This window comes from Pseudoalteromonas sp. A757 (genome assembly GCF_004103285.1).
In the GTDB taxonomy this organism is placed as follows: Bacteria; Pseudomonadota; Gammaproteobacteria; order Enterobacterales; family Alteromonadaceae; genus Pseudoalteromonas; species Pseudoalteromonas galatheae.
On sequence record NZ_QNQN01000074.1, the window covers coordinates 603,945 to 618,978 of the forward strand.

2 protein-coding genes (1 of these 2 running past the window's edge) are annotated in these 15,034 nt (G+C 47.9%); both read right to left on the bottom strand.

What is annotated here, in order from left to right:
• A protein-coding gene (locus DRB05_RS22165) for a non-ribosomal peptide synthetase (protein ID WP_128728842.1) crosses the window boundary here: on the bottom strand, positions 1-4,964 show its 5' portion. The gene continues 4,864 nt to the left of window position 1, outside the view; 4,964 of the gene's 9,828 nt are visible here — the first part of the coding sequence; the start codon lies at positions 4,962-4,964; its stop codon lies off the left edge, out of view.
• A complete protein-coding gene (locus DRB05_RS22170) occupies positions 4,964-14,890 on the bottom strand; it encodes a non-ribosomal peptide synthetase/type I polyketide synthase (RefSeq protein WP_128728843.1) in 9,927 nt (3,308 codons plus the stop codon). The genes DRB05_RS22165 and DRB05_RS22170 overlap by 1 nt, the downstream gene beginning before the upstream one ends.
• Positions 14,891-15,034 lie beyond the last annotated feature (144 nt).

Sequence of the window (15,034 nt, forward strand, 5' to 3'; positions counted from 1 at the left end):
TCATGATGAATAGGCACATAGGTATGGCGCGCTTTTAATATTGCCAGCACCGCGGCCACCATGTAACTCGAAGACGGCAGTAAAATAGCAATGCGACTTTGCTCGGCAAATGCCATTTCTAATAAGCTATTAGCAAGTTGGTTCGCGCATTTTTCTAAAGTGAGATAACTACAAGTGAACTCTCCCATGCGCACCGCAGTCTGTAGAGGGGTCTGAAGAGCCACCTGACTAAACTGAGTCACCCATGGCTGTTGCTCTGTCACTTCTACCGCAACACTTTGCTGCTGTTTTAATAGCGCTAACTGCTGCTCAGCGGGCCACAATGACAATGCTGACAACGGGATATTTGGCTCAGCAAGACACTGCGATAACACATAACAAAACTGCTGATGGAAACTAACCACACTCGCTTCGTGCCACAAATTGCTGTCATAAAGCCATTCAACGGTGAGTACATCGCCCTCGTCTATCACTGCGACTTCCAAATCTAATTTGGCACCGCGTACTTTACTTTGGCACGGCGTCACTTCCAATTGTTCTAGTGTAAGGTTTTCATTTACCTGGTTATTTACCCGAAACACGATTTGATGCAGTGGATGCTGGGCGCTTGAGCGTTCAACGTCTAGCTCATCCACTAACACATCGAAGGGAATATGTTGGTGTTGCAACGCGTCGTTGAGTAAGCCTTGGGTTTGCTGTAGCGCTTGAGTAAAGCTGGTGTCTTCGCTCCACTTGCTCCTAAGCACTAAGGTATTGATAAAGTTACCAATCATACTTTCAAATGCTTTAAGGTGACGCCCTGATACCGGCGTCCCGACAACCACGTCGCGCTGTTGAGAAAAGCGGCTTAACCATAAGGAAAATAGCGTTTGTAGTAACACGAATAAGGTTTGCCCTGAACGAGTTTGATACGCTCGAAGCGCACTGACCAGCGCTGCAGGTATGGGCTCAATCACTAACGCGCCGCGCGCAGAGGTTGTTGCTTCTCTGCGGTAATCAAGCGGTAATTCATGCACCTTGGGCAGACCTTGTAATTGCTTACGCCAATAGTCGAGCTCCTGTTGCCATAGCGAACTCTGCTCCAACTGCTGTTGCCACATTACATAATCAACATAATGCACCTCTTGCAATGCTAAGATTTTGCCGCTGAGCGCGGCTTTGTAAGCCAGTCCTAAAGCCTCACTCAAACAGGCAATAGACCAACCATCGGCTGCGATATGATGTAAGGTGATAACAAGGGTAGCCTGCATCCCCTCTTGTTGATAAAGAATGGCGCGCAGCATTAAATCACGACTTAAATCGAAGCTAGTTGCGTAATCTTCTGCGATGGCCTGCTCTAACGCATGTGCTTGTTGCTCAGCGGATTTACCTGTCCAGTCGTGCTTAACCAGGGTAAATCTAGCATCAAGGTTAATGCTTTGCTGCGGTTCTCCTTGCGCATTTTGATGGTAATTAAACGCCAAGACTGGATGTTGCCTAACCACAGCAATAAAGGCTTGCTCCAAGGCCTCAGCATTCAGCTTGCCTTGTAATTGGAATATGCCCTGTAGATTATATTGGTTGCTGTGTCCTTGCAGTTGGTCAACAAACCATAAGCGCCGCTGTGCAAATGACAAAGGATAACTAGGCTGTGATGGTGCAGGTTGTAGACTTGGTAAAGAGGACTGTGACTGAGAGTTAGCCTGTATCTCGCTTAGTTCAAATACGCTAGGATTGGCAAACAGTTGCTTTAAGCTCACCTCCACCGAGAGCTGGGCTCTTAGTTCATTGAGTAATTGCATTGCCAATAAAGAGTGACCACCGATGCTGAAAAAGCTATCGTGCAGCCCCACTTCTGGTGCGCCTGTTAAGGTTTGATAGAGTGTGATTAACTGTCGCTGCAACGCACTTGTCACCTCACTACTTTGGCTTTGAGAAGTTAATGCCAAAGACTGTAATTGTTGGCGGTCTATCTTGCCATTACTCAAGGTGGGTAAGTGCTGGCAAAGCTCTATCCAGCTTGGGATCATCGGCTCAGGCAAGCGACGCTTCAAGCCTTGGCGGATCACCTCGCGCAGATTGGTTGCGGCGCACTGGCTGCCATCAACACTTACCACAAAAGCAACCAAGGCATCTTGTTTGCCGAGCTTGCGCACCACGACTGCAGCCTGCGATACCTCATCAAGCGCTACCAGTGCAGCTTCTATTTCATTAAGGTCAACGCGGTAACCGCGAATTTTCGCTTGTTTGTCAATTCGACCGAGAAATTCAAGCTCGCCGCTCGCATTCAGCCTAACGCTATCACCACTGCGGTAAAAACGGGCGCATTGGGCACTATGTTGCAAGCTACTTGTAAACTGAGCTGCGGTCTCTGAAGGCGCATTTATATACCCCTTGGCGAGGCTCGGCCCGCCAATATAGAGCTCACCGGGCATGCCAGCGGGTGTTGGCTTCCCCTGTTTGTTGAGTACGCAGGTAGTAACATGTGCCAACGGCGCACCGATTGGATAACTGTGGCCGGTTAGTCTGCTGTCTGTGACTTCATGACAAACCACTCCAACACAAGCCTCCGTCGGACCATAATGGTTGAAAATACGCGCCGTGGGCGTCAGCGCACGAATGCTATCAACAAGTTGCTCACCCAATGCTTCTCCACCTAACACCCACTGCGAAATAGCGGGCTTTTGCTCAGCAAACTGAGGCAAAAGCACCGCGGCAAAAGAAGGGGTTAATTTTATCAAGTTAACTTGCTCAGCCACTAACTTGGCTGCAATTTCAGCGGGTTCTGGGGCTTGGTTTGCAAGGGTGAGTACCACAGTGCCGCCATGAGTAAGCACCGGATACACAGCCGTTAAGCATAAATCCGTGGCAAGTCCTGTGACTACGCCCGCTCGCGTATCTTGGTTGTAACTCAATCTCGCCGCGATGCTGCTGCAATAGTGGCTCAGCGCGCCATGGCTGATCTCAACCCCTTTGGGCACACCAGTAGAACCAGAAGTAAACAACACATACGCGCTATCATCAAAACTTGGTGAATAAGTTTGCTGCGGCGCTTCTTTGTTTTGGCTCAGCTCACTATATGTAAGCACCCAGATGTCAGCTTCTCGTAGCGCTTGGCAAAGTGGCGTTTCGACACTTACCACCACCGTATTACAATTAGCTTGCGCTAGCATTTGTAGCGCTCTGGCAGTGGGCATATTGCCATCAATAGGTAGATACGCGCGACCACTTTGCATTACGCCAAGCATAGTGACAATGTCACTCATATCACCCGTAGTTATCAGCGCAATGATTGACGCTGGAACATCTAAGTTGTTGGCAATTTGCAAACTTTGGGCATACAACTGCTGATACGTCAGGGTGCGTGATGCTTCGCCATTGGTACTTGGCACAACCACTGCAATCGCATCACCTTGAGTTTGCGCTATATTTCTGATTGCTTGTAGCACCAGCGCCGGCTGGCTGATGTTGTGATTAATATCCGCCGCCTTTGTCGGTACGTTCGTTGATTTGAGCACCAAGTCGTCAATCGGCAGCGTTTCTTTAGCACAGTAGCACTGGACGAGTGCCAAATAATCATCGGCAAATTGCTGAATAAGCACATGCTTATAAAGCCCTGTTGCATAAACAAAGTCACACACAAAGGCATCATCTGTATCATCAACAGATAGGGTTAAGTCAAATTTCGCAGTGTCATTATCTAGGGCAATTAACTCGGCTTCTAATTGGTTATTTACCGACACCTTATTACTCGCCACACCATTGTAGTTAAATAACACTTGGAACAAGGCGGAATGCGCTGCGGATTTGGGTAGCTCTAACGCTTCAATGATGTCTTCCACGGCAGCATTTTGATTACTAAGCCCTTGCAATACTTGACCTTGTAGTGCCTTAATCGCCTCACTCATGGAGTGTTCACCGTTTATCTGCATTCGCAATGGCAAGGTATTAATAAAGCAGCCAAGCATAGTTTCAAACTCGCTTTGCTGACGATTTGCAACCGGCACCCCTAAGGTAATATCGGCTAGCTCACTGTAACGATAAAGCAAGATGTAGAACACGCCCAGCAAGGCGGTAAAATGTGTTACGCCATCGTTGTGGCAAGCTTTATCTAATCGTTGTATTTGTTCTGCGTTAAACGAACAACGAACTGTGCCACCTTGGTACTGCTTTTCTTTTTTTCTTGGATAGCTGGTGGGTAATTCAAACGGTGTAAATGCCTCTAACTGCTCAGTCCAATAGGCCAATTGCTGTTGATAGTCTGGGGATTGTCTTAATTGCTGCTCCCAGTGCACATAGTCAACATACTGTAAATCGGGAAGCTCAACACACATCTCTGTTAGCTCATACAGCAGTGCGTTGATAAATACAGTCACGCTCCAGCCATCACTAATAATATGATGCATGTTAACGAGTAACCAGCGGCAATCAGTATGAGAGTTACTCACTAAAGCCGTCACTTGCAGCAGCGATTCGTTGGCAAGATCAAACTGATACCGTACAGCCTGTTTAATCGACTCTGGTAGCTGATTGGGTAGCGCTTCTTCATCCACGGTAATCACAGCAATTTTCATCGCCTCAGCAGGTTCAATTTGCTGCACTACCTTCCCTTCAACCGTGGTAAACCTTGCTCTTAAAATATCGTGCTTAGCTACCACGCGGTTCAAGGCTTGTTCAATGTCCGTGACTAAAAATGGCTGCGATAATTTAACGAGCCCAGCCATATTGTATGCCGCGGTGCCTCCTTCATACTTATCAATAAACCACATTCTTTGCTGCGCAGCAGATAGCGCGGTAGATTGCTTTTGTTGCCCCTGAAGGTAGGTGATAAGCGTAGTTTTGTGCGTCTTTATCTTATCCAGAATACCCTCAGGCACCTGCCCAAGCGGTGTTCTAAGTTTTAATTTATCCTGCTGTAAATAAACATAAATCTGTTGACGATCAAGCTCATCTAACCACTGTTTTATTGCAAAGTTATCCATCATTACAAGTCCATCTCCGTCATGGATTTATCACTCAGTGCAGCGCTCAAATCACGATCGCTCACAATATCACTGACTTTTTCTACATTTGGAGTTTGCGCTTCCAGCGCCATGGCATCATGGGCTTGTTTCAGCGCTTCTATACATTCGGCAAGCTCTGCAATACAGGCATGCTCAAAGATGTCGCCAATGGTCAATTTAATATTGAAAGCTTGGTTGAGTCTCGATACCAACTGCATACCAATCACCGAATTGCCACCGCTATCCACAAAACGTGCTGTGACGCCCAACTGCTCAACAGGGAGTAGCGAGATATAGTGCTGGTGCAGCTGTTTTTCTGTTTCAGTGCGGGGAGTCAAGGTGCATATTTCTGAGGCTTTTTCTGCCACTGGCTTTGGCAGTGCTTTGCGGTCGCGCTTACCATTTGGTGTCATCGGCCATTGACTTAACCAAACAAAATGCTCAGGCACCATGTAACTTGGTAACCACTCACCAAGCACTTGGCGCAGCCGAGGCGAAGACCACTCGGTAGATAACTCACCATCATCAACAATATACCCACATAGACAAGAGCCTGTTGCTAGTGTTTGCACACAAACATCGACTTCACTGCTATTGAGTATCCGCCCCAAATGATGGCTAATATCACCAAGCTCTATGCGGTGACCATGAAGCTTAATTTGGTTATCTAAGCGCCCTTTTACTTCAAAGCGGCCATCAGCTAACCGTCTCGCTTTGTCTCCCGTTTTGTATAAACGGCGACTAATGGAAGCTGTAAATTGATGATTGATAAAGCGCTGCTGGGTCAGCTCCGCTTGATGTAAATAGCCCATAGCAACGCCACTGCCACCAATGTATAACTCGCCCCATACGCCATCGGGTAAAGGCAACCCTTCACCATGACACTCGGTTGGGAGCACAAATAAGCTGGTATTTTGTATCGCTTTACCAATGGTTACCTCTGCGGCATTGTCGATATGTGCCACCGCCGACCAAATCGTGGTTTCGGTTGGCCCGTATAAGTTATAAACCGCTTTGCTGTGACTAAGTAACTGCGCGGCCAGTGCCTGAGGTAAAGGCTCGCCGCCACTCCACACTTTGATGCCAGAGGTACATGCTGGCGCCGCATTTAGCAGTAATTGCCATAACGTTGGCGTTGCCTGCATCACAGTTACCTGTTGCTGCTCGATAAGCGCGCCAAGCACAGCAGGATCGCTAATACTTTCATCACTTGCCAGCACCACAGACGCACCAACCAGTAACGGTCCAAACAATTCTAGCAAGGCAATATCAAACGCCACCGTGGTGATAGCCAATAAGCGGTCATCTGCCACCAGCCCCGGCTCGCGACACATAGATGCAAGCAAATTAGCAAATGCCCCGTGATTGACTTCAACGCCTTTGGGTTGGCCCGTTGAGCCAGAGGTATAAATCACGTACGCTCGCTGCTGAGCTTGAATTAGCAAGCTTGGGCTGCGAGTCGAACTTTTGGCAATTTCTTCCGCATCGCTATCCATGCAGACTCGCTTTAAACCACCATGATTGAATAACGCAGACTCCGCACCAGTGGCATCACACAGCACAACTCTCACTTTGGCATCATGCAAAATATGCGCGATGCGCTCGTCAGGAAAGGTAAGATCAAGTGGTAAAAATGCCGCCCCTACTTTCATCACCGCCATAAGTGCTATCAACAGCTCCGCCCGGCGTGGTAATGCCACTGCCACGATACTATTGGGTGTTACCTGCTGCTTCATCAAGTAGTGAGCGAGCTGGTTAACACGCGCATCTAGCGCCTCATAACTGAGACTCACATCATCCGTTACCAGTGCCGTACGTGCACTGCAACGCGACACATTGTGCTGCCACGTTTCAATGAAACTCGTCGCGGCCTTGACCGATTTCTCGTGCTGTAGCGGTAACTCAACCAATCGATACACATCATCACTACTTTGTATCAACTCATTTTGAGCCCCTATCGGTGTGCTGCCTTGAACCTGCGATAGCAAATGGACAAACTTAGCCACGTACTGGGTCATTAATTCAGTATCAAATTGCGCAGTGTGATATTCCACTAACAGTGACCACTGTCCCGCAACACAGGTCATATTTGTCGTCAGTTCAAATTGGCCAAATTTAGCGACACTTGGCTGTACCTCAACTTCTAACCCGTTAAAGCTCGGCAAAGTAGTAACTTTATCTAGATTAAACAAAGTACTAGGTAGAATTAGCTGTTCATCGGCAAGGCTTGCATACGGGTGGGTTTGGTGATCAAAAGCATCAAGTAAGGTATTTTGCACCCGCTGTACCAGCTCACCGATAGTACTAAGACCTGCCATATCCACCACAATGGGTAAGATATTGGTGCAATAGCCCAGTAAGGCTTGGTCGAGCAACTCAGGCTCAAACTGCGATGCCAGTCGTTGCCTATCTGATACCGGCACACCGACACTTATCACCGTCTGACTACTTAACTTATGTAGCCACAAGCAATAAAGTGCAAGCATGGTTGCAAATTGCCCACAGCGTAAAGACTGGGCAAGGGTCTCTGTGTTTCGGATTGCACTCGACGAAATGGGTAATGTGAGCTGATTGACTTGGTATGAAGCCGCACTCACCATCGTTGATTTTGGTAGCTCAAGTGGTATTGAACTGGCTAAGCATTGATGCCAAAAAGCTTGGTTTTTTGCAGCTGCTGGTGAATGCGAATATGCCTGTAAGCTATCAACGTAGTGATTAAAGGAGACCGCTCGGCTTGACGTCTCATTTTGTTTTACATCTTGATTGTAGCGCTCAGCGATTGCTTCCAGCACCATTTGTAGTGAAAGGCCATCGCAGATCACATGATGGGCCACCACACTTAAATAGTGTTGCGCTTTGCCATCACTCAACAGCGTCACTCTACAAAGTGGGTCTTTTGCAAAGTCAAACGGTTGATAACGCAGTGCGGATAGCCGCGTTTGCAATGTTCCTTGGTCGTCCTCACTCCATGGCTCAACATGCAGCTCGGCTTTTTCCACTCGGCAATATTGCATTAAACGCTCACTATCGACACCAAAACGCAAGACTGGGAAGTCGCGGCAGACCGTGGTAACGGCTTGTTGCAGCCGCGCTAACTCGAGCTTACCAGAGAGTTTTACCGTCGCTTGTAATTGATATGCACTCGCCCCTTCGCTTGAGGTCAACGCCATCGCTAATAGTTGTTGCTGGCTAAGGCTAAGTGGAAATGCAGCATCGTCATCACTTTGGCTCGCTTCACCAAAATAACCCGCACGTTTTAAGCTAAGTACACTGGCTTCAACTGCGTTTATCACTGCTGCAATGTCTTCATCTGTATGGGCGGCGCTGAAAAAGCAGTTTCGTCCTTCCCAGATAAACACACCGCGCTCTAGCATTTCATAAAAGAACACATCAAGATTTTGTGAAAAGCGAAAACGGAATAATGAGGCAAACGCCTCTATTCGAATGGGTACGTCATGGGTTTCAAAAAACGCATTGAGATGTGCTTTAAATGCCGCGGTTTTGTCGTTGATCCCTTGTTGTAACGCTGGACCTTGCGACTTAATCGCTTGCAACACCGCTTTGGCGCTTGCCATGGTCATTGGGTGTTTACAAAAAGTTCCGGCGAAGAAGGTGGTATCGGTCAAAGGGTAAGAATCATCTCCGTATTGCCAATTGCCGCCGTCAATGGCATCAAGATAGGTGGCTGCCCCCGCGACCACACCGATAGGCATACCTCCACCGACGATTTTGCCGTAGGTTGCCATATCGGCCTTAATACCAAGCAAACCTTGAACGCCACCGGGATGTGCTCTAAAGCCAGTGATCATTTCATCAAAAATAAGGGCAATACCATGTGCTTCAGTGAGCGTACGAAGTTTACGTAAAAACGCCCAAGGCTGATTTTCAGGATGACGGCTTTGTACCGGTTCAACAATCACCGCGGCAATATGTTGTGCCTCTCGGGTAATGATCTCAAGCGCTTCATCATCACCATAAGGTAAAACAAGATTATCGGCGATTGCGCCGTAGCGCACTCCAGCACACATTGCCTCTACGCCGTGCTCTGGCGATTCAGTTGCTAAAGTACCATCATAGTGCCCATGGTACGCACCTGAGAACTGAACAATTTTATCGCGTTTGGTCACTGTTCTTGCTAGGCGTAGCGCTGTCATTACCGCCTCTGTACCAGAGTTACAAAACGATGCCCGCTCAAGCCCAGTCAGCTCACAGATAAGTGCAGCAACCTCAGGTGCATCAGGACTTGCAAGCCCCAGTTGCATACCCGCTTCAAGCTGTTGCGCCAGTGCTGCTTTGATAAAGTCAGGATTATGACCAAATAAGTTAGTACCAAAGTCCATGGTGATATCAATATAGCGATTATCATCAATATCCCAGATATATGCGCCCTCACAGCGCTTAGAGAACACCGGATAAAGTAGCTCTTTGCTCGACAGTCTAAAACCCGCCGAAGCACGGCAATCCGCAAGGCGTGCGCGATATTCGCTCACTAGCGCTTTTGAACTGTGTGTTTTCGCAATGTAAGCATCACTCAATGCAGCAAGATGTTGGCGTATAGCTGGGCTGCTATTGGCACGCTGTACTTGTTTTTGCTGTGCGCCTGGTAATACTGATTGAGCGCTGCTCAGCTGGGGTTTTGATACCACAGTTGCTGTCGAGGTGACTGCACTGTTTTCAACTTTCGCGCCCTGAATATGGCGTAACTGCTGTCCCACCACAGCTTCTAACGCAGCTCTCGCTTCAGCGTTGGTCACTGTGCTTGCCGCCTGCAATTGCGCCTGATAGATAGCGACAAGCGTGTGGTTGTCAGCCTCTACTGCACTACCTTTTGGCGTATCATTCGTTATCGATACAGGTGATGGCAAACTGCCAGCTTGTTGTGAACCTTGCGGCACTTTGAGATAGTCACTATGGCGTTGAATATAGGCCACTAACTTATCGACATCGCTGAGCTCTTGATAAAATTGGCGAACACTAAACTCTAAACCGAATTCCCGCTCGTACACTCTAACGGCCTGCATGATCATCAACGAATCAACCCCCATTTCTAGCAACGGGAGGTTGGTTTGGATAGCATCAGCGGGCATCGACAAGAGTCCCGCTAAGGTATTGAGCACAAAGCTGCGGATCTGAGCATCACGGTCACTTGTATCCACCACAGTCAGAGCTTCGGGCTGTGATTGTTCAGTACCAAAAACCCAGTATGAGCTGCAATCAAATGGATATTGCGGCAAACTCACTCTAGCGCTCGGGCGATTGCCATACACCTGTTGCCATTCGAGCGCCCCGCCTAAATCAAGGTATGTGCCTAAACACTCGGCGAACCTCATGCAGTCATCGCCTTTGGGGTGCAATACATGGGCATAATTGAGCGCTTTGTTATTACTGTTTTCTTGTAGTAAGCCACTCAAAATAGGTTTGGGACCAAGCTCAATCGCTAAGCCATGCTCTAGTGACTCAATCGCAGTTACACAGTCAACAAAGCGAACCGGTGCCATAATTTGCTCAACCCAATACTCGGCCGTAGCGATAAGTGTAGACTCCACTTGCCCCGTCATGGATGAAACAAAAGGCAGCCGAGGCTGTTGGAATCTAACCTGTTCAGCGACTTTCCTAAAGGCGTGTAGCATGGGGTTCATCAGTGGAGAATGGAAAGCGTTTGCCGTATGCAGCGCTTTTACTTTAATTTGCTGTGCTGCAAGCACATCACTGAGGGCTATGATTGCTTCATCAGCACCGGAGAATACGACCCCAGCCTCACCATGGAAGGCTGAGATAACCACTTGCCCCTGAGTCTCGCTCAAGCAATTACGTGCGGCTCTTTCATCACATCTTGCGGCGATCATGCTGCCTTTTATCGGTAATTCATGCATTAGTTGACCACGCGCTGCAATCAACTCAACGCCATCACGAAGCGAGAACACACCCGCAATACAAGCCGCTGCATACTCACCAACGCTATGACTGAGCAGCTGAGATGGCTTTACTCCATAATGCATCAATAAGTTTGCCAAACTGTATTCGACGGCAAACAAGCTCACTTGCGTCCAACGGGTTTGTGCCAGTAGTTCACTATGCTTTTCATCGAATAACACATCCAACAGGCGTGCTCCAAAGCGCTCGCCAATCAGGCTGTCAATTTCATCTAAGTGACTGCGAAACACTGCGTGGTGTTGATATAAAGAGTGAGCCATCAAGGGGTATTGCGAACCTTGTCCGGTGAACAAAAACGCAACTTCTGGAGCAGCATTTGCCGAAGACTGTTCGGCAATAATCGGAACATTAAGTTGCGAAATAAGTGTTTCTCTACTCACACCACTAAACGTTTTATGCATACCTTTAAGCGGTACTTGCTCAGCACTTTGTGCGCAGAAGTCATCAAATGCTTGAGGAGTCAAACTCGACAATCGTTCACTATAGTGACCAGCAAGTTTCTGCAATGCCGCTTTTGATTTAGCAGCCAGAGGCAATAGATAAAACGAAGGCGGTGTTACTTCAGCTTGCATGTCGGGTTTAGGCACAGGCGCTTGTGCGCAGACCACATGGGCATTAGTACCACCAAAACCAAAAGAGCTTAATCCAGCGGCTCTGATTCCCCCCTGTTGTACGGGCCATGTCTGCATGTTTTGCGGCACCATAAATGGGAGCTTTTGCCATGGAATATGCGGATTGAGCGCCTCACTATAGCGCTGTGCAGGAATTTGCCCATGCTGTAAACACAGTAGCGTTTTGATAAGCCCAGCAATACCCGCACCGGACTCTAGGTGACCAATATTCGCTTTTACCGCACCGAGAATAACCGGATCATGACGACTATGGTGTTCTCCATACGTGCGGTTTAATGCTGTGATCTCGATAGGATCGCCAAGCTCCGTACCCGTGCCATGGGTTTCCACATAGTGGATATCTCCCGCCTGCATCTTAGCATTATCAAGGGCGGCATTGATCACAGCCTGTTGCGCGGCACTATTTGGCGCGGTAATGCCATTGCTGCGGCCGTCTTGATTAATTGCACTGCCTTTGAGTACACCAACAATCGGGTCGTTGTCTGCCATGGCTTGTTGTAGCGGCTTTAGCATCACCACCCCAACTCCTTCACTTCGCACATAGCCATCCGCTGCCTGTGAAAAGGTTTTACAATGGCCGTCTGCTGCTAACATCTGAGCGTTTTCACAGGCCTTAGTCACATCATCGCTCAGAATAAGGTTAACGCCCGCCACCAACGCCGCATGCGTTTCTCCATTTCTTAGTGCTTGAATTGCATGATGAAGCGCCACCAGCGATGACGAGCACGCAGTATCAATTGCCACACTTGGGCCGGTAAAATTAAAACTATAAGAAATGCGGTTTGCAGCAATACTCAGTGCTGTGCCTGTGCCTAAATACGCGGTACTTTTTTGCTGTTGTTGCGACAATAAAAAGTAGTCATTTTGCGATATACCAACATACACGCCAATATCGCTGCCTGCGAGCGTGGCGGGTTGGTAACCGGCATGTTGTATGGCGTGATAAGTCGTTTGGAGCAGTAATCTATGTTGTGGGTCGATATGCTTAGCTTCGAGTGGCGAGATCCCGAATAATGCAGCATCAAACTCATCGACATTCTCTAAATAGCCACCGAGTCGGTCGGCTTCAAGATTCGGGCAAAGCTGCTGGCGCTTAGGATCTGGCGTGGTGATCCCATCGCCCTGCTGGCTTAACAGCTGCCATAATGCATCTAATCCATTTGCTGAAGGATAACGACAGGCCATGCCAATCACGGCAATATCTGTATCCGCAATATCTTCAGCTCGGCGAGAAGCTTGCGTCTTATTCGCTTGCTCAGTGGCACCTTTCGACTCGTTAAGCTCTGCCTCTCCTAGGGCTTGAGTAAGCGTACTAAACTGACTCAAATACTGGGCTAGTTCGCGAATTGAGGGATATTCGTAAAGTACCGTAGGCTCAAGGTCTAGCTCGTGTACTTCCATTAACTCCCCAGAGATCCGCACCGCTTTCATCGAATCCACACCTAACGCCAAGAATGGCGCGTCGATATCCAAACTACGCGCGGGCTTATCTATTTCTTGTGCGACTAACTCTTGTAATAACCGCTGAATTTGCTGTAGTGACGACGAAGATGATGGCGCCTCAGCTTGTTGTGGCGTAGCTTCTTCACGGGCACGCGCAATTACTTCAAAATTATTGGCTAAATAACTGCGCTTATTCTCTTGGCGCTGAATTTTACCGCTCGAGGTTTTATGAATGCGACCGGGTTTTATCAATACGATGTCATAAGGCGTAATGCCGTGGTGCTCAACGATCGCAGCAGTGATCTGCTGCAATATCTGCTCTGCATTTAACTTTCTTAGTGCAGTACGCTTTACCTGTTGTACTATCACCAAACGTTCTTCATCGCCATTGGAAGCTACCGAAAACGCCGCACCGCCATTTTGTTCTAAGCTATCGCTTGCTTGTGTAACCGTAAGTTCTATATCTTGCGGGTAGTAGTTTTTACCGCGGAAGATAAGTACGTCTTTGGCGCGTCCTGTAACGAATAATTCCCCACGCTGGATAAAGCCTAAATCACCAGTACGAAGGTAATCTCGCTGGTCAGCACCTTTAATTCTGGCATGAAACGTAGCCTCGGTTGCCGCTGGGTTATTCCAATACCCCTTTGCTACACTTGGGCCAGTTACCCAAATTTCTCCGGTTTCACCATCATTGCAGGCTTCAAAAGACTCTGGATTAACTATCGCAATGCGATGCTCGCCCCAACTCACGCCAGAAGATACGGCGTAATAAGGCTGCTGGTCATCAGCCACATCGAATGCATAAAATACATCTACTACGTCTTCATCTGCGACTAGTTCGGCTTTACCCTGCTGTAGCTTGGTCGCATCTATACGTAATATCCTTGGTTTTTCTAGAAGCCGCCCTCCGGTTGCAAATAAGGTGGTTTCTGCCATGCCGTAACAAGGTGCAATACTCTCTCTTTGTAAACCACATACTTTAAACTTTTGATAAAAGCGCTCTAACGTGCTGGCACGCACAGGTTCTGCGCCATTTAATGCCGAACGCCAATGGGACAAATCTAAGTCTTTAAGGTCTTCATCTTTGACGGTGTCCACACACAGGTCATAGGCAAAGTTTGGCGCGCTTGACGTTAAAGCTTTGGTTTGGGAAAGCAGCTTTAACCAACGCAGTGGTTTTTGCAGAAAATAAGCCGGATTCATCAGCGCAGCTGTCGCACCGATGTAAATTGGGTGCATAATGCCAAAAATCAGTCCCATATCATGGAAATGAGGCAACCAGCTTACAATCGAAGAGTTGCTATCATGACCAAACGCTTCTTTCATGAGCGCCTGATTATCAAGAATATTGTCGTGGGTTACCATTACGCCCTTAGGTGTGCCCGTCGAGCCTGAGGTATATTGTAAAAATGCCAGTTGCCCACCATGAATGTCCGCTCGAGGCCACTGTTGAGTGGTCGATTTAAGTGCAATGTTATCGGTAGTAAATAGTGCTAACTGCGCTAGGCTTGGCTCAGAATCAAGCAATGGCTTGGCGATTTCATTAATCTTTTCACTGGTAAGCGCACCTTTGGCACCTGCGTCTTCAATGATAGCGCGCAGACGATCAACGTTTTGATTCTTCTTGGGTGGATAAACCGGTACCGCAATGATCCCTGCGTATAAACAAGCAAAAAAGGCTTCAATAAATTCAAATCCAGAGTTGTACAGTAACAAAGCTCTGTCACCCGATTCAAAATATTCACTCAATGTCTCAGCAATGGATGCTGCACGTTCATGTAGTTCTTGGTAGGAAATGGTTTTACTTGGTAATGCCTCATCGTAAAAATACTGATAGGCAATATCTTGAGATCGAGTACGCGCTAAACCCGCGAGTATAGTAACAATATTTGTATTCATGCCATCCCCATAACTTGGTTGGGATTCCTTTGGCAACAGCGCGAGCAGTATCTATTTGGCTTGCGGCAGTTAACCATCAGTAACGTTGTAAAAAACCAATCAATTACTTAACCACAACAAACACAGTACCTATTTAAGTAGGTG